This window comes from Chroococcidiopsis sp. CCALA 051, from assembly GCF_003015105.1.
Classification (GTDB): domain Bacteria; phylum Cyanobacteriota; class Cyanobacteriia; order Cyanobacteriales; family Chroococcidiopsidaceae; genus Chroococcidiopsis; species Chroococcidiopsis thermalis.
The window spans coordinates 1-19,986 of the sequence record NZ_PYCI01000082.1; the positions used below are offsets into that span (position 1 = coordinate 1).

Below are 19,986 nucleotides of genomic sequence, written 5' to 3' on the forward strand. Positions count from 1 at the left end.
CCCCCCCTGCAATTTGGGGAATTAGCATCACCGCCCCACCCAAGAGTAGAGCATATAGAGCGATGATATAAAGAATGCGATCGCGTACCACTTCCCGAAACACATTCGAGCCAATTGTAAACACCCTAGTTGGATTCATAATGTTAGTTATTTAGTGGCTAGTGGCTAGTGGCTAGTGGCTAGAAAAGATTAGTCACCAGTCACTAGCCACTCCTTGATTGTGGTTGGTGGCTAGAAAAGATTTAATTACTAGTCACTAGTCACCAGTCACTAGCCACTCCTTTACTGTTTTAACTGTTGTAATTGCTAATGCCCAGAGGATAGAGGCTTCAGTTACAATTTAAGACGGCACGCCAAGAGGGGACGACTGTGAGTAGGAACGGTATCGGAATAAAAACGGCACAGGTGCGATCGCAGCGGGTTGTCGGTCAGATTCACGTTTACGATGGTGCGGGTAAAGGTAAGTCTCAAGCGGCTTTAGGCGTGGTTTTGCGATCGATTGGCTTGGGAATTCACAGCCGCAATGATACCCGCGTCTTGCTGCTGCGGTTTCTTAAGGGACCAGGACGGGCTTACGATGAAGATGGGGCAATTAAGGCTCTACAACAAGGTTTTCCTCATTTAATCGACCAAGTACGGACGGGACGAGCCGAATTTTTTGGTCCTGATGAAATTACTCGTTTCGATCGCCTAGAAGCGCAGCGGGGGTGGGATATTGCGAAAGGGGCGATCGCTTCTGGTTTGTATTCCGTGATTGTTTTAGACGAACTCAATCCGGTGTTAGATTTAGGTTTGCTACCTGTGGATGAAGTGGTCAGCGTTCTCTCCTCCAAGCTGGAAGAAATCGAAATTATCGCCACCGGACGCGGTGCGCCCCAGAAACTACTAGATATTGCCGATTTACATTCAGAAATGCGCCCGCACCATCACCCTACAGCTGAGATGCAGGGAATTGCTGGAATTGAAATCTATACGGGGGCGGGTAAAGGTAAGTCTACCAGCGCCCTTGGTAAGGCACTGCAAGCGATTGGCAGAGGAATTAGTCAGGATAATTCCCACCGCGTTCTGATTATGCAGTGGCTCAAAGGTGGTAGCGGCTACACTGAGGATGCCGCGATCGCGGCTTTACAACAAACTTATCCGAATTTGGTTGACCATCAGCGCTGCGGACGCGATGCGATCGTCTGGCGCGGACAACAGCAAGAACTCGACTATGTAGAAGCCGAACGGGGTTGGGAAATTGCTAGAGTGGCGATCGCTTCTGGTTTGTATAAAACTATTATCCTCGACGAGCTGAACCCGACTGTAGATTTAGAATTGTTGCCAATTGAGCCAATTATGCAAGCGCTACTGCGCAAGCCCCGCGACACGGAGATTATCATCACTGGGCGCTGTCACAATCCCCCCGCTTATTTCGACTTGGCTGAAGTTCACTCCGAGGTATACTGTCACAAGCACTATGCTAATAGTGGAGTAGAACTCAAAAGCGGCGTTGATTTTTAATTGTAGAGACGTTAAGTACTACGCCTCTACAAAATACCCATAAAAATTCATGGAAAACACTCAAACATTAGATCTGATTACTGGTGGCATTGCGATCGCGATCCTAATTGGCGGTTATTTGATGATGTTTACCGATATTTTTACTAGGAAAAAAAAGTAGTTTATTCAGTTGAAAGTACTGTTGTAACTTAGTTTGAGCGCTAGCTCTCGTAGCAATTTTCTATTTTTACGAGTTGTTTAGTGTTGACTAAACAACCTAAATGCTATACTGTTATTATTGCTAATCGCAAGAAAATATTATGACTTAAGAACTGAAAGCGACAAAACAAGCTAAAGGTAAACTGAGTCATTATTGGCAGGTTATCTAAAAATTGCGCGAATTTCCTAGCCTTTAGCTGCAAAGCACAAAAACAAGGCAAGTTTTATGTATTATCAAGCAGGAATACCTGATATATAGCTATTTTTTCTGAAACGCTTTATAGGATTTACTCTGATGGCTATAATTGGTCATTAGTCATTAGTGACTGATAACTAGTGACGATAGTAGCTGTTGCTTCAGTTGCCGCGATCGCAGCGAATAAATTTAGAGTATTTCTGTCTAAAGTTATAGCTGGCACTGAACGTAGGTTTTAAATCTTTTCTCGTCGATCTCAGCTTCTCTTCTGATAACTGCTAGTTTTCTTTTGGAAGACGATCGCAGTTATAAGGGTTTAGTAGTGCCATATTCTTATATGGTGAAATCTGCATAGACATAAATATTTTTTGCGCCTATTTTTTTGGACTTCAGTTAAGCCTGAAAATATCTGGCGTTTGAATCAGTTTTGGTTCGTAGTGGGCGCTGCCCACACGACTAGTTCTGGTGTCTCAATCAGTTTTAGTTTGTATTTGGCGATGCCCTACAAGCTACTGATAAATGACTGACCAATTACCATTTACCATAAGATGAAAAGTTATGCTGACCCGCAGAAACTTCATCGAACAAGCAATTATTACTCCAATTCAAGCTGTAGCAGCCGCCAAAGTTTTTAGTTTATTTCCCATTAATTACAAACCAAAAGTTATCATTATTGGTGCTGGGTTATCAGGACTCGCAGCAGGATACCTTTTATCTCAGAAAGGTATCGATTTAACTGTTTTAGAAGCACGTTCTCGCCTGGGCGGGCGCGTTTATTCTCAGACGATTGATGAAAATGAAAATTTAGCAGTGGAACTGGGTGCAGAGTGGATTGGTGCTTCTCATCAGCGAGTCATTTCTCTTTGTCAAGAATTAGGATTGGAATTGCACAATAATCAGTTCAATACCCATTTGTTATATCAAGGTAAATATTTTCGTCAAAATGAATGGGATTTTTCCGATGCTTGCAATAATAAATTAGATAATTTGCTACAGGCTTACTCAAATCTAAGTGAAGCCAATAAGATGAAATTGGATAAGATTGACTTGTGGCGTTATTTAGTTGACAACGGTATTAAAGATAAAGACTTAGACTTCATCGAATTAATTAAAAGTACAGATTTTGGTGAAAGTATTCGTTTTGCTTCTGCTTTTCTTGCTTTAGATGAATATGTTGAATCGCAAGAAACCTATCATATGGACTATAAAATTAAAGGAGGTAATAGTAAGCTAGCCAAAACTTTAGCCGAAAAAATTGGACGAGATAAGATTCTACTCAATCGTCAAGTTGTAGCAATTGAACAAACGGGGCGATCGGTAACAATTACCTGTGCTAATGGAGACAAACTCGCTGCTGATAAAGTTATTTGTACTTTACCGACAACGGTAATGAAAGATATTCGCTGGAATCCAGTTTTACCAGCAGATAAATTAGAGGCGATCGACGCATTACAATATAGTCGAATCAATAAATATGCCACTTTGTACAATCGTAGATTTTGGCAGGATGAAAGCTTCGATCTGATCACTGATGGACCCGCTCATTACTTCTACCACGCTACTAAAAATCAAGTTTCTACCAAAGGTGCATTAGTCTCTTATACGATTGGTGATAAAGCTGATATTTTTGCTAGGCAATCCAATGCGGGGAGAAATGCGTTAGTTGAAAGTGCGTTAAAACCAATTTTTGGCGATACAGAACAGTATGCTTTAAAGCAGATCAATCATTATTGGGGAAATGATGAATTTGCAAGAGGAAGCTATGCTTTTTACGGCAAAAATCAGTGGTTTAATATTCGTCCTATTTTGCAAAGAAAGTTTAAACACGTTCACTTTGCAGGGGAACATATAGCTGATTGGCAGGGATATATGGAAGGAGCAATTGAAACGGGTGAAGCCGCTGTTGCTGCTATTTTGGGATAAATATCTCTCCCTAAATTCCCCTTGAAAAGGGGATAACCGAAATCCAATACACGCCAAGATAGACAGGACTGATATTGTTGTATTCAATAGCCTGATGCCGGAGTACACTTCAGATAGATATAGCACTCGAAGCAAAGGATAGGAAATAATAGAAGAGAAGTAAACGATGTCAACAGATGAAACAATAGCAAGTTTTGATGGCAAGTTAACGATAATTGAATTATAGCTGCTCAATTTCATTGCGAGGCTAAAACGAGTAAATCGAGTTGGTTTACTTTTTTTTCTATCTATTTAATTTTGTTCTTGACTTTGTTTCACACTCCACACGGACACTTTGACGCGACGTGCTATGACGCAGGACACCTCACGCCAGTCGCTCCAGGAACCCCCCAGCACGCAAGCGATCTCCTCTGTGCAAGCTCAACCCTCTATACGAACAAGTTGTTGCGCTTCGCTTCAAAGCTCTAACTTACCTAGTAGATGAGTGCGGTGAAGATGTATCTCTATATTGCTAACAGTAAGAAATGCGATCGCAGTTCTTTAGTTTAAGAAAGTCGAATATGACAGATGTAATGGATTTGACGTGACATTTATTCGATGCGATCGCTCGCTCCTTGCCGATAAATTAAAGCTAACGAACGAGGAAAACCTCGCCGCTCAACAAAACTAGCAATTCAATCAAAAACCATACATTCAGGAGACGAAACATGAAACTGACCTATCGCGGTACAACATACGATCGCCATCCTTCTCAAGCTGACAATCGCCCATTTCAGCAAGTTCGCGAACCTGGAGCAGCTTATAACCTCAGTTACCGTGGCGTGACCTATCGGCTCGATCCTAACGCCCAACCTGTAGAATCTGCACGACCAGTAACCTATCAAGCAATCTATCGAGGCATTACCTATTTTGTTCGCAAAACTGCGCGCGGGGAAGTTACATTTCTCGCTCAAGTTGAAAAATCTCCCGCACAAGCGCCTTCGCCTAGCCTGCTAAATCGGCTGTTTCGAGTTTAGTATGCTGCGCGGAATTTTCCTCTTGGGCAGCATAGTTCCACTGGAAGAACCCTAAATTACAATATCTAGACTTAAAATCAGCGAAGAATGATGAAACGGCTAATTGTATGCTGCGATGGGACTTGGCAAAACTTATCTAGCCCGTATCCAACTAACGTTGTTAAAATTGCCCAAGCGATCGAACCTATAGACAGTAACGGAATTCCTCAACTTGTCTTCTACGATGAAGGTATCGGAGCGGGAAATCAAGCAGAAAAGCTACTTGCTAGAGCTGATAGAATTCTGGGTGGAGCCTTCGGAATTGGTATTGACACTAATATTCAGGATGCCTATCGCTTTTTGTGTCTAAATTATGAGATTGGTGACGAGATTTACTTATTTGGTTTCAGTCGAGGTGCTTATACTGTACGCAGTCTCGCGGGATTAATTCGTTGTACCGGAGGTTTACTGCTGCGTCAAAATATCCGCGAAGCACCTTATATGTATCAGATATATCGCGATCGCCAACTCACTTTGCAGGAGAAAGAGAAATTCCGCCAAGTACCTAGAATTCCCCAAAAAGGCGCATATAGTTCTGAAGCAGAGCAGGTTTATCAACAGCAAGATCGGCTTTATCAAGAATGCCGAGATCGGGCGTATCAAATTTATCGCGATCGCAGCTTTCTTTCATTAGAAGAAGCAACAGAAAATCCTGATTCAGAAAAAACACGACAGGATTTGCAACAGAAAGAGGAGAAAGTGCGAGAATTATTAAATCGCGCTCAAATTCCACTGCTAGGCGATCGAGAGAGTAGGCGCGAGGTTAAGATTACCCTCTTAGGATGTTGGGATACAGTTGGAGCGTTAGGCGTACCCGATCGAATTCCGGTTCTGAGCAGATTAATAAATCGCAAATATAAATTTCACGATACCTATCTCAGTTCAATTATTCAGAATGCCTTGCACGCTATAGCAATTGACGAGATTCGCAGAGTCTTTAATGTCACCCCAATGCAAAAAAGTTCTAGAGCGGGCGATCAAACGCTGGAGCAAGTATGGTTTCCAGGCGCTCACGGCTGTACTGGTGGTGGTAGTTGGAATGAGACAGGGCTATCAGATGCAGCTTTAGCATGGATGATGGATCGAATTACAGGTCTGGGTCTAAAGCTGGAGTTCGACCGGATGGCGGTTGAAGGTGGAATCAACCACAACTATCAGGCTGCATTCAACAACGAACCCGATATCTTTTATAGATTAGCAGGGGGACATTGGCGCGAAATTACTGGAGTTGCCAATTTAGAATCTGCCCAATTTCATGAAAGTGTAAAAAACCGCTGGCATTACGCCTTTGACAAAGATAACCCTCCTACTAAACTTTATCGACCAAAAAATCTTAAGAAATATATTCAAGAATATCCAGAACAGTTTCCAGGCTGGAAAATATAGCGTTTCCATGTATGTGCAATAGCGTATGTGCAATAGCAATCCTATTTGATTCATGAACGTGGAGCAGGCTAGAAGCCTGCTTTACAAATCATTGAGAACTGCTAAATACATCTTTAGGGGCGCATAGCCGTGCGTCCCTAAAGAATTGTAAGACAATCCACGCTTTCCGTTCGATTCCACGCAGGTTGGTTGCCTCACTATGGGATCGCAAAACAATCCGTACTTCCTCTTCACTCACTTGCCGTCGATCGTAAAGTGTTTAACTTGACTACCCAACCCTAATCTATCCAACAAAAACGCATAATCAAAAGCAGTTTCCTTCAAGCTTTCATAACGCCCAGACGCACCTCCATGTCCTGCACCCATATTCGTTTTGAGTAAGAGAACATTGCGATCTGTTTTGAGTTCTCTCAACTTTGCCGTCCATTTCGCTGGTTCCCAATATTGCACGCGAGAATCATTCAAACCTGCATTAATTAGTAAATCTGGATACTCCTTCGCCTCCACGTTGTCATAAGGAGAATAAGATTTGATGTAATCGTAATAAACTTTGTCGTTGGGATTTCCCCATTCATCCCACTCGATCGTAGTTAGTGGTAAAGAAGTATCGAGGATAGTTGTCACGACATCGACAAACGGCACGTCAGCAATAACTGCTTTAAATAAGTCAGGACGCAGATTTACAACTGCACCCATTAATAAACCACCCGCACTACCACCAGAAATAGCTAAGAGATAGCTATGCGTCCAGCCTTGAGCAATCAAATACTCCGCACATGCAATAAAATCAGTAAATGTATTTTTCTTGTGCAAAAACTTACCATTCTCATACCATTTTCGCCCCATTTCGCTGCCACCGCGAATGTGTGCGATCGCAAATACTACACCGCGATCGAGTAGCGACAAGCGATTAGAAGAAAATGCAGCGGGATAGGAATAACCGTAAGAACCATATCCAGTTAAAAATAATGGATTTTCCCCATTTTTTTGGATTCCTTTTTTATAAATAATTGAAATTGGTACTTGCACGCCATCTTCCGCCGTCGCCATCAGCCATTCACTTTGATATTGGGTGCGATCGTAGCCCCCTAGCACTGGGGTTTCTTTTTTCAACTCCCGTTGTTGAGTTTCCATATCAAAATCAAACACGGAATCAGGAGTAATTAAAGAAGTATAACTGAAGCGTAAAGTCTTGGTATTAAATTCTGGATTATTCCCTTCATAAACGGCATAAGTTGGTTCGGGGAAAGTCATTTCATATTCTTCCCCCGTGACGAATTTCTGGACTCGTACCGTTGGTAATCCATTTCGGCGTTCGTAAATGACTAAATGTTCGCTAAAAGCACTCACACCCAATAAAAATATGTCTTCTCGATGAGGAATTATCGTTTCCCAATTGTCTTTTGTCGGGGAACTAACGGGGGTTTTCATCAATTTAAAATTGATCGCCTCATCATTAGTTGTAATATAAAAATTATCGCTGTGATGCTCGATATCATACTCCATCCCATCTGTACGCGGGTGGATGAGTTGAAAATCGCCTGTAGGATTATTCGCTGCTAGATAATGCACTTCTGAGGTAATCATGCTGCCTAATTCTAGTAGGATATAAGCTTGAGAGCGCGTTTTCCCTACAGATAAATGGAAGGCTTCGTCAGTTTCTTCATAAACTAAAATATCTTCAGCGATCGGTACATCTAATGAATGTCGCCAAAGTTGAAACGGACGGTTAGCATCATCGACTTTAGTGTAAAAAACTGTACAGTTATCGTTTCCCCAGGCAAAAGAATAGTAAGTATCTTCTATGCTTTGCTCGTAAAGTTGTGATGTGTTTAAATCTAAAAAATACATTGTGTATCTTTCAGCACCACTGGTATCAACTGAGTAAGCTAATAGCTGATGATTGGGACTGACTTGCAACACACCAATATTGAAAAACTCGTGTCCTTCTGCAAGTTGATTTTGATCTAGCAAAATTTCTTCAGCAGCATCCAGACCACCTTTTTTGCGACAATAAATTGGATATGCCTTTCCTGCTTCGGTACGAGAATAATAATAATATTCATCTTTGCGATAAGGAACAGATAGATCGGTTTCCTGAATGCGATCCAACATCTCTTTATACAGTTTTTCTTGCAGAACTTCCGTATGCTGCATCATTGTTTGAGTATAAGAATTTTCTGCTTCCAGATAAGCAATAACTTCAGAATTTTCCTTTTCTCTGAGCCAATAATAGTTATCTACTCGTTCGTCGTTATGTAAAATCAGCGACTGCGGCTTTTTTGCAGCAATGGGTGGAGTTAACTTGTTTTGTGGAAGACGATCCTGACTCATAATTTGTAATTGTTGAAATTTGTGATTTTTGGCGCTAAAGATGATTTGATAAATCTCCTTTGAAAAGGAGGAATTTGAGATAATCTTTAAAAAGAAGGACTTTTATATCGCTTTAAAACGGACTCAGCGAAAGTATCTTTGAGGCGATCGATCGCCACGAAACGTAAATCGCGCATTTGATAAATTAACTTGACATCTTTTTGCTTAAAATTCAAAAATTCTAGCCCTTGTTCTTGACCGCTCATCAAAAAATCATTAATTGCTACGCGGTAGTTCTTATCTTTCTCAAGGGGTTCGCCATTAATCATCCAAGTACCAATATCAGCTTTTTTACTTACATTTGCTGTTTGCAAAAAGCCTCCCGTTCCTCTGTTAGCTTGCCCTTGTTCTAAAACTTTTTCTAGCAAACTTCCTTTCATTTCTACAGCTAAAACTTTCCCTCCAAATGGTAGAACTCGAATAATATCGTATTGAGTAATTCTTCCTGGAGGGATGACATCATCAATCCGAATTGAACCACTATTAAATATAGCTAAATCTGCTTGATACGCCTCTCGAAGCATGGCTTGAGCGATTAATGCCGTGAGATTGGTAGCGCGATTGCGGACGCTTGATTCTAAACCATCTAAAGCAATATTTGTAGTTGCGATCGCCTCTTCTGGAGCAAAGCCCTCTGCTCTAAATCCTTGATATGCTTTTTCTATCCATGCGTTGACTACTTTCGCCACGCGAGGATCTTCAGGAATTGCCTCTGTAACTGACTGTAATTGAGAATCTACGACTAGTTTTTTTGTCTCAATATCGTAGCGCAAATTGTGAATGTAGACGCTACGCGCATTTGCGTCGGCTTTAAATAAAGGTGTAAAATCTTCTCCCCGCCATTGTTGAATATTTTCATGTTCGTGTCCCCCTAAAATCAAATCGATTTCTGGGACTTCTGCGGCGAGTTTTTGGTCTTGAGCCAGGTTTAAATGAGTTAAAGCAACAATAAAATCGACTTGACCTTTAAGTGCTGCAACTTGAGTGCGGGCGGCTTGAATTGGCTCGGCATAGCTGACATATTTTTGTTTATTACTATCTATCGTTAATCCAATTAAACCGACTCTAATAACTGTACCGCGATCGCTTTTTACATTTAATATTTGCGATTCTGCTACGCCAGGAAAAGATTTACCTTGATTATCCCTGACATTACTAGAGATCCACTTAAATTGAGATTCTTTTAGGCGTTGGAAAAACTCCGATTCGGCTAAATCGAATTCATGGTTTCCAAAGGTCGCGTAGTCAAAACCAACAGCATTCATCACCGCTACCATGTGTTGACCAGCCAAAGGTTTACCATTCACCTTCGCAGTCCCCAAAGCCGAAGGGCTAAAAGCATCCCCAGCTAGTACGGTGTAGGTGCGAGGATTTTGACTGAGTAGTTCTTGTCGCAAAGTTGCAACCCGCGCTAATCCGCCTCGTTTTCCCCCGTCCACTGGGGCGATTTCATAAACATCGTTCAGATGTAGCAAAGTAATCTCTACAACCTCAGCCAACGCAGGGCTAGCGATACATAAAGCTACAACTTGCAGCACCAAACCCCACGCGACAGAGAACGATTTCATCTTCGGTTACATATTTAACGCCAAGCGTCTTTGTAACACAATCATCACCAAATTGGTAAGCAAACAGGTGCTAGCGAGTCCTAGTAGGATGTATGTAGGAGCCATCACCACCCCAATCGATAGCCAAGTTGCGACGTGCAGGATCATAATAAAGGCAAAAAAGCCAGCGACTCCTGCTGCTTGCCAAACTCGCGCTTGAGGGTGGCGCAGCGCCGTGAAAATCATCGTCGCCATAGTCGCAACTAAAGTAGCTGGAACCAAAAAGGCACAAATACTAACGCAGTGGGTGCGCGAAAACTCCGCCATGACATGTAAATCCAACATTAGTTCTCCCGATCGCGTTGCCAAATATTACAACAGTTACCACCCCAGACTCTAGTAACTTTAAACTTTTTGAAACAATATGAGGGAGATAAGAGAGACAAGGGAGACAAGGGAGACAAAGGAGACAAGGGGGCTGAGGGGGATACTGATAACTGATAATGCGATCGCTCATTTTTGACATTATTAAGCGCTGGATTCAACGCAAGTTTCCGACTGTGAAGTGGTTGAAGACTCGACAGTTGGTAGGGTGGTTGCGCGATCGCACTCAGCCGCAGCCGCTTTTACTCGATGCCCGCACTGAGGCAGAATATCAGGTTAGCCACCTTCCACAAGCCCAGCGCATCGATCCGCATCATCCTAACTTAGAGGATATTGCTGTGGATAAAGATGTACCTGTGGTCGTATATTGCTCTATAGGCTATCGCAGCGCCAGAATTGCCCAGCAACTCGAACTGTCAGGATTTACAAATGTTTACAATCTGGAGGGCAGCATATTTCAATGGGTAAATGAAGGCAACCCAGTCTTTCAAGGCGATCGCCCCACCGTTCGAGTTCATCCTTACAATGCGAATTGGGGCAGATTGTTAAAGGCTAAATATCGTAGTGAGGGGTAATTGGTAATTGGTAATTGGTAATTGGTAATTGGTAATTGGTGAGAGGCAAGTAGCAAGACGTATAGTTTTAACTTTTAACTTTTGACTTTTGACTTCTTATCCTAGTCCTTTTTCAGTACAGACAGCGTGTAATGGAATATCCCAAGGATCTGTGGGAAGTTGGGGTAGGTAGGCAAATTCAAATACGATCCCGATGGTAGGTTTCGATCGCCACTCAGGAGAAGATAGGAGGCGATCGTAGTAACCGCCACCGTAGCCTAAGCGATAGCCGCGATAGTCACAAGCAACTGCTGGAACGAGGATTAAATCGACTGCTGAGGGTGATATGGTGGGGGCTGTGGAGAGGGGTTCGCAAATCCCATACGCCCCAACTTGAATTTCATCCCCAGGTTTCCAGATGTGCCAAGCTAAATTTTCGCCGACACAGCGAGGAAGTCCCCAGTTGTAATGGTTATGGTGAAATAAGGAATTTAGATCGGGTTCTTGACGACAACTGAAATAAGCCAGGATGGTTTTATGTGGGGTAAATAAGGGTGAAGCGAGCAGATGGGAGACAATTCGATCGCTTTTTTCGCGCCATTCTTGCTGAGATAAAGATTTACGTTTTTGAAGTAGCGATCGCCTCAGTTCCACCTTATCCATGATTACAAAACTCCGCGATCGCTTCAGCCTTGAGTTTTTCTAATGGAAAGCTATTAGGATAGGTCGAAAACATTAGCATAATGCCTTGGAGCGTTGAGGAAAAATAAAGCGATCGCTGTCGCGGTTCTACGACTCCAAGCTGGACAAACATTTCCGTCTGAATTTCAAATTGCCTTGCTTGCTCGTCCATCAACTTCTGGCTATATTTTGCTACCACTGGATCGAGACGCGGTTGGGTAAACAAATTTAGATAGAATCGGAAGACTTCGGGTTGACGGCTGACATCTTCGAGCGCACCTTCAACAATATGCTGAATTTGTTCGGCAGGGGTTGTTTTGGCTACAGCCGCATTCATCACCACTAAAACATCGTTGATTCGGAGATCGACTAGCGCCGCTAGCAAATCTTCTTTGCCTTTGAAGTAGTGATAGAGCAGCCCTTTTGAGATCTGAGCTTGCTTGGCAACATCATCAATTGACGTAGAATAGTAGCCCTTCTCACAGAACAGAGTCATGGCTGTTTTAAGAATCTGTTCTGTGGTGGCGCGACGGATGCGTTCGTTTTCTGTTGGAGTGCGTGGCATTAATACTAATATTGTGACTCGCTCAAGAATTGAGTGATGAGACGATACACCTCTTGCGGATGTGTCAGCGTGGGTATATGGTCTGCGCCTTCAATTTGAGCAAAGCGAATGTCGGGAACTCGTTTGAAAAATTCAGCGATGCGGTAGCAGTCTTCACTCTCTTGAGTACCAATGATGAATAGCGTTTTGGATTTTAGCTCATTTAGCCGTTCGATCGCGGGTGGTTGCCTCCAAACTTGGTCGAAGTTTTTCCATTCAAACGCTCTTAAAACATTGTGATGTTTGATTTGGTAAAAGCGATCGCGCTGCGGGCTGTTCATGACAACATGGACGGCATACACTGGAGAGTTCAAAGTCACTTCGAGCATTTTCTCTACATCTGGAACTGCTGCCCAAATTGCTTGGACATAGCGATCGAATTCTGGTGAGAATTGAAAACCCGTCAACCCAGGAGCGACAAGCACGAGTTTGGTGACTCGTTCTGGATTGTCTAGAGTAAAATCGGTGGCAATTTGTCCGCCAATCGAATGACCTACTAAAACTGCTTTGTCGATTTCCAAAGAGTCTAATAGCCGTCTGAAATCCTCAACATGATTTACAGGTTCGAGCCGTGGCGATGACTTGCCAGTACCGCGTTGGTCGTAAGTCATGACTTGATGAGTTTGAGCCAACTGTGGGGCGATAAACTGCCAGTCACGCGAATCGACTCCGCCACTATGCAGCAGGACGACCGGATTGCCCTTTCCTTGAATATCATAATGCAAATCCATTTTGACCTCCTATACCTCAACGCCTTGCTAGTAGCTGAGAGCGCTGTTTTCGCTTATTGTTGCGATACTACTAGCTTACTTTAGACTGAACAATCAGTCAATATAAAACGAAGTCGGTAATATTCGCACATAGCGATCGCCCTCTATCGCAGGATCGCATCCAACAATTATCGGTTATGGCAATTACTCAATTGAATGAGGTATACGTATTTGTAGGGGCGCACAGCTGTGCGCCCCTACAGATATATTGCATTTAGATGGGAATCGCTATATCAGTTATCAGTTCAAATATTTTGACTTTGCATTTTTGACTTTCGACTTCCTTAGTTATCTGCGATCGCTTCAAACGTTTTGACTTTTAACTTTTAACTTTTAACTTTCTGACTCACCAATACAAATCCCCGCGTCTTACCTGAAACCCGATCTTCTGTATCCATTGCTTGCCACAAATCCGCTGCTTTTACCCATACTGGAGGATATTTATAGCGCGAAACATCGAGAATTAAAAATCGATCTGTTTGTTGGTTATAGGCGGCGAGAGGAGAAATATGTCCGCCTCTTTCTTGTCCAATTTTGCGACGCAAGTAATTAACCAAAACAAAGTTATTTTCTTGGCGTAAATTCTGTGCGACGAGCTGACGAAACTGCTCTAGATTAGTATTAGTACTATGATAAACTTTAGCTTCTACACCATAGCTAGCAAGTAGCTGACCTAACTGTTCTAAAGTCATACCTTGACGGGCAACAACTTCAGGTGCAAGAACTTTTTTAGTTGATGCGTTATTAAAAAAGTTTGCCTGGGTAAATACTCGATAAGGTGTATATTCAGGAGCAATGGGAGCGGGAATTGAGAGGGCATTTAATACCATTACTATACTGGCAACCCCACAATATGATTGAGTATTTTGGGTAACGTACTGCGTACTTAAATCCCAAAAATCTTCCCGTGCTTTACTTTGTAGTAATAATTGTTCTCCCATTTCAGAGTTGAAGGAGATTAAATTATTAGGTAAGGGTAGTGTCTGCGTCAATACGCTATCACCAGCCACGAACAATGCGATCGCGCCGAGTTTGATTAAGGGCGTAATTGTCCTAATTTTAATTGTCATTTGTCAGAAGATAGCCATTACAGTTTGCCTAAACCTTTCGCAGTTAAAAATTCGCGCACGACTTCTTTAATATCGCGAAATTCCCCTTCAACTTGATAATTTAAATTGCGCATTTCCTCTTCATTAATTTTTCCACCTAGTTGCGCGATCGCCGGACGTAGTTTGGGATACTTTTTCAAAGTTACCTGTCGCACGATGGGAGTTGCTTCATACGGGGGAAAATAACCCTTATCATCTTGCAGAATCGTTAAATCTAAACGGGCGATTTGAGCATCAGTAGAGTTCCCTGCAACTATATCTACTTGTTTATCAATTATTGCCCGATAAATTAATCCCAAATCCATCACGCGAGGTGGTTTATTTAACTTCAGATCGTAGGTTTTTGCTAATCCTGGAAACCCATCCTCGCGGCTGATAAATTCATAGCCGAAGCCAGCTTGCCACTGGGGTGCATATTGGGTAGCTTGCGAGAGAGTGCGAAGATTGTACTTGCGTGCATCTTCGCCGCGAATAATCATGGCAAAAGTATTTTCAAATCCTAAAGCTGGGGTAACTTCTAATTGAAACTGCTCGTAGCCAGATTTTACCTGTTGATAAACAGCTTTTGGATCGCTAATTGGCTTTTGTTTTAAAATAGTTGTAAATGCCGTTCCCGTATATTCGATATAAGCGTCAACTTGTCCGGCGAGCATTGCTTGATGGCAAACAAACGTACCTCCTAAATCTAGACGACGAGCGACTTTTAGTCCAGTTGCAGATTCAATTTGTTGCGCTAACAGTTCGCCTAAAATATTTTGTTCAGTAAAATTTTTGGAAGCAACGACAATCTCACCGTTACCCTCAGAAGTGTTAGGATTGCAACTGGCGATCGCCAACACCAAACTCACAGTAATTAAACACAAAAGAATAAATTTTTTCATGTTTCATAATATTTGTTCTTGATAGAATTAACGGTAATTTGCTAATAATTGCGGAATGTAATCGTAACCATCTACACCGATCGCCGTCATAAATTGCGGTCGATATTGTGCCAATACTTTTTGAAAAGCATCCTGTCCCATTTGCCCTTGTAGTATAGTCAACAAACCTGCTGCTTGTCGCCACTCAGGAGAAGCAATACGCTCTAACATATACATACCTATACAACCAACATAAATCGCTTTTTCTGTCTGTTGTAAGCCATAATATGCTTCTGCTAAGTTAACTAAGTTGAGTCCTTGAAGATACAAATCTCCGGAAGCTTGAGCGGCTTGAAATCCAGATTGAAGATAATCGATCGCAGCTTGAGGTTGAGATAAAACTAAATGCGCTGCACCAAGGCTGCTGCAACATAATGACAAGCTTTGTCTGTCATTTAACTGTTGAGATAGCTTCAATCCTTGTTGTAAATAACCGATCGCCATTTCATAAACTTCTGGTTCCGATCTTTCTATAGCCTGAGCCGAATACACCTCACTGTAACCCAAATTTGCTAAAGCATTGGCTTCACCTAATTTGTCTCCCACTTGGCGACTGAGAAGTAGCGCCCGCTGGCTGTAATCAATTGCCTCTGCATACTGTTTCTTAGCCACGCAAATTCGGCTGAGATGATTTAAATCGGCAATTTCACAAGGTACATCCTCCGCAGCACGGGCAATTTCCAAAGCGCGATCGTAAAACTGGGTTGCTTGGTGATAATTTCCTACAGCCTGCTGCGAATAACCTAAAAGTGTCAAAATTCGCGCTTTTTCCTGAGTGCCTTCGACTTGTCGTAAAGGTAAATCTAAATAGTCGAGGGCAGATTGGAGGTGTCCGCCATTGAACGAAGCAAAAACACCACCGTAGAGGGGAAAGTATTGCTTTTGAGCAAAGGCGCGTAAAATTTGTAGTGCAATCTGAAAACAACCATCCGCTAGCCGTTCGCGATGGCTGGAATTGAGGCTAGTTGCTTGCATGAAGCCATTCGCTAACTCACCCCAAACTGCGGCAAACGTGAGAAAACAAGAAATTGCTAGACTTGACCCCAGCTTGGCATCATAAATTCGCTGTTCCGTCCACCCAACGAGTCCCCGTTGCAAAAACTGTAAAATCAGCGCCATTTCCACCCAATCATCGAGATGGAAATATTGCTGAGTCGTCCATTCTAATAGCGATCGCTCTAAAGCTAGAGTTTGAAATAATGCTTGTGGAATCGGACTATTAACCTGTTTTGCCCACAGCGCCCAAGGTCCGCGTTGTCCTGGTACGTTCTCAAATCCGATCGCGCTTTGCCCCCCATCGTATACCCAGCTGACTAAATATCCTTCTAAATGCTGCCAAGACTGCAAGCCGCGATCGATTCCCATCGCAACTTGTTGCACCTCCGTCGCCATTTCTGACTCGATTTCAGTTGCTTGTTGTTTTAAAGCCGCAGCTAATTGTTTGAGTTGGGCAATTGTCAGTGCTTGCTTTTGATTCGGATCGATAACTTGTAATAAATCGGCAAGTAAATAGGCTGGTTCGGAAGCGGCGATCTGTTCTGCTGCTTTAGCGATCGCGCTAGCGGCTCGATTTTGGGCGGCGGCGCGTTCCCATTCGCTAGCGATCGTTTTGATTGCTCTTTGGGAACGAGTCGCTTTCGCTTGCTTTAATTCGTCCTTTACCGTCTCAATCTCATGTTCGATCTCCATCGTGCGTTCGTCCAAACAGCGCTCGAAAATCTCTGCCGTACCGGGAACGACTTGTTGCGCTAGCATTTGATAAACTTGCTCTTTAGAACGAATTTGCCCTTTCAGGGTAATTTGTACGATCTGATCTATCAACGCCAAGTAGCGATCGCGCAGCGTCGGAGAATTGGAATGAGATAGAGAATCGGACATGATTGTTAGTAGCGGGTAGTTGGTAATTGGTAATTGGTAATTGGTAGTTGGTAGTTGTTGGGAGTTACCGATCGTTATTATTATCCTAACCCCTAACCCCTAACCCTTCGCTCCTCACTCCTCACTCCTATGTTCCGCAAATTTGTATTAATCGCTACGATAAGTGCGATCGCTGCCGCTCTATTTCAATTATCTAATGCGGCTCGAACGCAAAATGTCGCCCAAATTTATGTTTTTGGCGATAGCCTTTCCGATCCTGGGAATGTGTTTAAAGCTTCCCAAGGACAATTTCCACCCAGTCCACCTTATTTTCGCGGCAGATATGCAGATGGTTTAGTTTGGACGGAATATCTCGCTCAACAATTGAAATTAAACGCTAATCTCGATACTAATTTCGCTTACGGTGGCGCTACCACAGGCAATTCACAGGAAGTTCCACTAGGATTGCTAGCACAAATCGATCGCTATCGGGCTAGTCATTCCTCTACCTCTAATAACGCTTTATACATAATCTGGGCTGGAGCAAATGATTATTTGGGAGGTGGAAATGACACAGATCGACCAGTCAATAATTCAGTTGAAGCTGTCAAATCACTGGTTCAAATTGGCGCAAAAAATATTTTAGTGGTTAATTTGCCAGATTTAGGTAAACTACCAGGAACGCGCAACACGCAACAATCTGAAGTACTGAGCCAACTAACTCAAAACCACAATTCTCAACTAGCTAATGCTTTGAAAAACTTACAGCAACAGCTTAAATCTGAATCCAATATTATTTATTATGATGTCAACGATCTATTTAATCGAGTTATGAACGAGCCAACTAAATTTGGCTTTCTCAATGTTATGAATACCTGTTTAAATGGCGAACTTAGCCAATATATAGTTTGTCCCAACCCAGATAAATATTTATTTTGGGATGATATCCATCCCTCTACTGCTGCCCATAAATTGTTAGCAAAAACAGTTGCTAACAGGTTAAAATCTGCAACTACACAAACTCAGTCTGCTTATACCAATTGAAAACAGATTAATCCGTTTCAACAGGTTTCGTCTGTGTAGTTCTGCATTTCTATTCGCGCAACATCTGAAAACTTCAGCTAGATTTTAAAGCTTCGTCTAGCACTTTTCGCGCTTCTTCTGCTTTAGCTTTTGCTTCCTGATAGCGGACATTTGCTTGAGCAAAAGTTTTCAAGACTTTAAATCCTTCCTTTAATCGGGCGATTTCTTCATCGCTAACAGATTTATCGGTAAATAGCACGTCAACCGCTTTACGAATTTCCAACGCCTCCGTGCGAGATTCTTGTACCTTCAGCTTTAAGGTAGCTAAGTTATTAAGTATCTGTACGGCTTGGGTAATTGCATCCTCATCGCTACTGAGATAATCCATCGGCTGTTCTTTGACTTCAATCAATTGCTGCGAACTAAATCCCTCCGCTAAATCGGTGGGTAGTTCCCCAGCATCGATTAGTTCCATCAGCCGATCCATCGCTTTATCGCGAGCTTTGGCTGAATCTTTACCAGAGACATTCAGGACAACTTCTGGAGCTTGAGGGAGAGTATATTTCGCCATAACCTAATTATATGCAAGAAGAGTTGCACAGCTACACTTTTGTAACAAGCGCGATCGCGTTACATGCTTTATTTTACGGTAAAAGTCAACTGTTATAGTACATGGGTATTAATTTGTCATTTGGTAATTGGTAGTTGGTAGTTGGTAGTTGCTCCTCTACCCCTCTGCGCCTCTGCTCCCAGCTCGTTCCTGCTCCCTGCTCCCTACTCTTTTAATTGGTGAAGAAAGCACGATTGAGGTTGTTGTTTGTCCGTAGTGACTAAGTTGCTCGATTAGCCTTTCGAGATGGGTCAATTATCAGCGATCGGCGACTAGTTAATTCTTTCTTACAACTTACGATTTACGATTTACGACTGAGTAATCTTATGGAAATTAGCTTACTACTACGGGGACTATCAATTGGTTTGGCGATCGCCGCACCTGTAGGACCCATTGGTATCCTCTGCATCCGCCAGTCACTTGCATTCGGTTGGCTACATGGATTTGTAGCTGGTTTAGGCGCAGCAACAGCAGATGCAATGTATGGTTGTGTGGCTGCATTTGGACTTACCTTCGTCACTAACTTCTTAATCGAACAACAGTTTTGGCTGCGGTTGGTTGGCGGTGCTTTCCTTTGCTACTTGGGAGTCAAAACATTTATTAGTATGCCATCTGAAACTGCGGCATCTACCACAAGCAGCACTCTTACCGCAGTTTACACTTCAACATGGATGCTCACACTGACAAATCCTGCAACAATCTTAGCTTTTGCAGCTATTTTTTCTGGATTAGGCTTAGCCAGCATCAAACAAAATTACCTATCAGCAATCCTCCTAGTAATTGGAGTTTTTTGCGGCTCTGCACTGTGGTGGCTGCTATTGAGTACTACCGTCACGCTAGCAAAGACAAAGCTGAATTTGAAATGGGTTAATCGCCTCTCAGGTACCGTCATCACAGCATTTGGAATTATCGCATTACTAAATCTGTGACACCTCACGCAAAATCCCTTTGTGTTCTTCTTTTTTGCGTCTACTCTACGAGAACGCTGCGCGTATGCGCCTTTGCGTGACACAAAATCATGCTTGTAAATTTTTCTATTTATCGGATAACTGTTGCAAAACAGACAGAAAATTTGCCTACTCTAAGCCTATAAACTCGCACTTAAGATGCGATCGCTTTTGCAATTAAATATTAAATTTAATGAATTTACTTAAACTAAGTTAAATGCACCTGCCAAAAATCATCAAGGGGTAGTATTTTTCGGCAGGAAAATGGTACTCTGTTCGCTTATAGCTATAAATTAAATTCTCACAATAAACTCTCATAGATTCGTTTCCATCGTTCGCGATCGCA

At 42.5% G+C, this 19,986-nt stretch carries 18 protein-coding genes and 1 pseudogene; 8 read left to right on the forward strand and 11 right to left on the reverse strand.

Annotated features, from left to right (window positions below):
- The first annotated feature begins 369 nt into the window (after positions 1–369).
- The 5 genes and pseudogenes from C7Y66_RS19090 to C7Y66_RS19110 all read left to right on the forward strand — a co-directional run bounded on the left by C7Y66_RS19090 (position 370) and on the right by C7Y66_RS19110 (position 6,261).
- Positions 370–1,503 carry a cob(I)yrinic acid a,c-diamide adenosyltransferase gene (locus C7Y66_RS19090; RefSeq protein ID WP_015154426.1) on the forward strand — a complete coding sequence of 378 codons (1,134 nt, stop codon included), beginning with the start codon at positions 370–372 and terminating at the stop codon, positions 1,501–1,503.
- A 952-nt stretch (positions 1,504–2,455) separates the two neighbouring features.
- Positions 2,456–3,820: an NAD(P)/FAD-dependent oxidoreductase gene (locus C7Y66_RS19095; RefSeq protein WP_106546785.1), complete on the forward strand. Its 1,365-nt coding sequence runs from the start codon at positions 2,456–2,458 to the stop codon at positions 3,818–3,820.
- A 407-nt stretch (positions 3,821–4,227) separates the two neighbouring features.
- Positions 4,228–4,335, forward strand: a pseudogene (locus C7Y66_RS19100) (Mo-dependent nitrogenase C-terminal domain-containing protein); the annotation flags it as partial.
- A 192-nt stretch (positions 4,336–4,527) separates the two neighbouring features.
- Positions 4,528–4,836: a DUF4278 domain-containing protein gene (locus tag C7Y66_RS19105; protein ID WP_015154429.1), complete on the forward strand. Its 309-nt coding sequence runs from the start codon at positions 4,528–4,530 to the stop codon at positions 4,834–4,836.
- A 90-nt stretch (positions 4,837–4,926) separates the two neighbouring features.
- Positions 4,927–6,261, forward strand: a complete 1,335-nt coding sequence (locus C7Y66_RS19110) for a DUF2235 domain-containing protein (RefSeq protein WP_106546786.1) — start codon at positions 4,927–4,929, stop codon at positions 6,259–6,261.
- 88 nt (positions 6,262–6,349) lie between these two features.
- Here C7Y66_RS19110 and C7Y66_RS31215 read toward each other — a convergent pair whose 3' ends face one another.
- The 4 genes from C7Y66_RS31215 to C7Y66_RS19125 all read right to left on the reverse strand — a co-directional run bounded on the left by C7Y66_RS31215 (position 6,350) and on the right by C7Y66_RS19125 (position 10,526).
- Positions 6,350–6,499 (reverse strand): hypothetical protein, encoded by a 150-nt coding sequence (locus C7Y66_RS31215; protein WP_158265956.1) that lies wholly within the window; start codon positions 6,497–6,499, stop codon positions 6,350–6,352.
- Positions 6,496–8,595 (reverse strand): S9 family peptidase, encoded by a 2,100-nt coding sequence (locus C7Y66_RS19115; RefSeq protein WP_106546787.1) that lies wholly within the window; start codon positions 8,593–8,595, stop codon positions 6,496–6,498. Before C7Y66_RS19115 ends, C7Y66_RS31215 begins: the two co-directional genes overlap by 4 nt.
- An 86-nt stretch (positions 8,596–8,681) precedes the next feature.
- Positions 8,682–10,202, reverse strand: coding sequence for a bifunctional UDP-sugar hydrolase/5'-nucleotidase (locus C7Y66_RS19120; protein WP_106546788.1), 1,521 nt, complete (start codon positions 10,200–10,202; stop codon positions 8,682–8,684).
- Between the two features lie 6 nt (positions 10,203–10,208).
- Entirely contained in the window at positions 10,209–10,526 is a 318-nt protein-coding gene (locus C7Y66_RS19125) for a hypothetical protein (protein WP_106546789.1), read from the reverse strand.
- A 158-nt stretch (positions 10,527–10,684) separates the two neighbouring features.
- Between C7Y66_RS19125 and C7Y66_RS19130 the strand changes: the two genes are divergently transcribed.
- The gene (locus C7Y66_RS19130; RefSeq protein ID WP_106546790.1) at positions 10,685–11,140 is read left to right on the forward strand and encodes a rhodanese-like domain-containing protein; all 456 of its coding nucleotides are present in this window, start codon (positions 10,685–10,687) and stop codon (positions 11,138–11,140) included.
- Between the two features lie 96 nt (positions 11,141–11,236).
- Here the strand turns inward: C7Y66_RS19130 and C7Y66_RS19135 are convergent, their stop codons facing one another.
- From C7Y66_RS19135 to C7Y66_RS19160, 6 genes are all read right to left on the reverse strand, one after another.
- Positions 11,237–11,782, reverse strand: a complete 546-nt coding sequence (locus C7Y66_RS19135) for a 5-formyltetrahydrofolate cyclo-ligase (RefSeq protein ID WP_106546791.1) — start codon at positions 11,780–11,782, stop codon at positions 11,237–11,239.
- Positions 11,775–12,365 (reverse strand): TetR/AcrR family transcriptional regulator, encoded by a 591-nt coding sequence (locus C7Y66_RS19140; protein WP_015154436.1) that lies wholly within the window; start codon positions 12,363–12,365, stop codon positions 11,775–11,777. Before C7Y66_RS19140 ends, C7Y66_RS19135 begins: the two co-directional genes overlap by 8 nt.
- Positions 12,366–12,370: 5 nt before the next feature.
- Complete coding sequence (locus C7Y66_RS19145; RefSeq protein WP_106546792.1) at positions 12,371–13,135, reverse strand: alpha/beta fold hydrolase; 765 nt, start codon at positions 13,133–13,135, stop codon at positions 12,371–12,373.
- 365 nt (positions 13,136–13,500) lie between these two features.
- Positions 13,501–14,244, reverse strand: coding sequence for a phytochelatin synthase family protein (locus tag C7Y66_RS19150; RefSeq protein WP_106546793.1), 744 nt, complete (start codon positions 14,242–14,244; stop codon positions 13,501–13,503).
- Between the two features lie 17 nt (positions 14,245–14,261).
- Positions 14,262–15,164: a glycine betaine ABC transporter substrate-binding protein gene (locus C7Y66_RS19155; RefSeq protein ID WP_106546794.1), complete on the reverse strand. Its 903-nt coding sequence runs from the start codon at positions 15,162–15,164 to the stop codon at positions 14,262–14,264.
- Between the two features lie 27 nt (positions 15,165–15,191).
- Positions 15,192–17,081 (reverse strand): tetratricopeptide repeat protein, encoded by a 1,890-nt coding sequence (locus C7Y66_RS19160; RefSeq protein WP_106217697.1) that lies wholly within the window; start codon positions 17,079–17,081, stop codon positions 15,192–15,194.
- Positions 17,082–17,210: 129 nt separating this feature from the next.
- Between C7Y66_RS19160 and C7Y66_RS19165 the strand changes: the two genes are divergently transcribed.
- Positions 17,211–18,104 (forward strand): SGNH/GDSL hydrolase family protein, encoded by an 894-nt coding sequence (locus tag C7Y66_RS19165; protein ID WP_106546795.1) that lies wholly within the window; start codon positions 17,211–17,213, stop codon positions 18,102–18,104.
- Positions 18,105–18,177: 73 nt separating this feature from the next.
- Here the strand turns inward: C7Y66_RS19165 and C7Y66_RS19170 are convergent, their stop codons facing one another.
- Positions 18,178–18,654 carry a hypothetical protein gene (locus C7Y66_RS19170; RefSeq protein WP_106169110.1) on the reverse strand — a complete coding sequence of 159 codons (477 nt, stop codon included), beginning with the start codon at positions 18,652–18,654 and terminating at the stop codon, positions 18,178–18,180.
- Positions 18,655–19,019: 365 nt separating this feature from the next.
- Here C7Y66_RS19170 and C7Y66_RS19175 point away from each other — a divergent pair, with 365 nt between their 5' ends.
- Positions 19,020–19,622, forward strand: a complete 603-nt coding sequence (locus tag C7Y66_RS19175) for a LysE family translocator (RefSeq protein WP_106546796.1) — start codon at positions 19,020–19,022, stop codon at positions 19,620–19,622.
- Positions 19,623–19,986 lie beyond the last annotated feature (364 nt).

Excerpts from the sequence above, each read along its gene's own strand:
- C7Y66_RS19095 (WP_106546785.1), top strand. The coding sequence starts at position 2,456 with ATGCTGACCCGCAGAAACTTCATCGAACAAGCAATTATTACTCCAATT.
- C7Y66_RS19105 (WP_015154429.1), top strand. The coding sequence starts at position 4,528 with ATGAAACTGACCTATCGCGGTACAACATACGATCGCCATCCTTCTCAA.
- C7Y66_RS19110 (WP_106546786.1), top strand. The coding sequence starts at position 4,927 with ATGAAACGGCTAATTGTATGCTGCGATGGGACTTGGCAAAACTTATCT.
- C7Y66_RS19115 (WP_106546787.1), bottom strand. The coding sequence starts at position 8,595 with ATGAGTCAGGATCGTCTTCCACAAAACAAGTTAACTCCACCCATTGCT.
- C7Y66_RS19120 (WP_106546788.1), bottom strand. The coding sequence starts at position 10,202 with ATGAAATCGTTCTCTGTCGCGTGGGGTTTGGTGCTGCAAGTTGTAGCT.
- C7Y66_RS19125 (WP_106546789.1), bottom strand. The coding sequence starts at position 10,526 with ATGTTGGATTTACATGTCATGGCGGAGTTTTCGCGCACCCACTGCGTT.
- C7Y66_RS19130 (WP_106546790.1), top strand. The coding sequence starts at position 10,685 with ATGCGATCGCTCATTTTTGACATTATTAAGCGCTGGATTCAACGCAAG.
- C7Y66_RS19135 (WP_106546791.1), bottom strand. The coding sequence starts at position 11,782 with ATGGATAAGGTGGAACTGAGGCGATCGCTACTTCAAAAACGTAAATCT.
- C7Y66_RS19140 (WP_015154436.1), bottom strand. The coding sequence starts at position 12,365 with ATGCCACGCACTCCAACAGAAAACGAACGCATCCGTCGCGCCACCACA.
- C7Y66_RS19145 (WP_106546792.1), bottom strand. The coding sequence starts at position 13,135 with ATGGATTTGCATTATGATATTCAAGGAAAGGGCAATCCGGTCGTCCTG.
- C7Y66_RS19150 (WP_106546793.1), bottom strand. The coding sequence starts at position 14,244 with ATGACAATTAAAATTAGGACAATTACGCCCTTAATCAAACTCGGCGCG.
- C7Y66_RS19155 (WP_106546794.1), bottom strand. The coding sequence starts at position 15,164 with ATGAAAAAATTTATTCTTTTGTGTTTAATTACTGTGAGTTTGGTGTTG.
- C7Y66_RS19160 (WP_106217697.1), bottom strand. The coding sequence starts at position 17,081 with ATGTCCGATTCTCTATCTCATTCCAATTCTCCGACGCTGCGCGATCGC.
- C7Y66_RS19165 (WP_106546795.1), top strand. The coding sequence starts at position 17,211 with ATGTTCCGCAAATTTGTATTAATCGCTACGATAAGTGCGATCGCTGCC.
- C7Y66_RS19170 (WP_106169110.1), bottom strand. The coding sequence starts at position 18,654 with ATGGCGAAATATACTCTCCCTCAAGCTCCAGAAGTTGTCCTGAATGTC.
- C7Y66_RS19175 (WP_106546796.1), top strand. The coding sequence starts at position 19,020 with ATGGAAATTAGCTTACTACTACGGGGACTATCAATTGGTTTGGCGATC.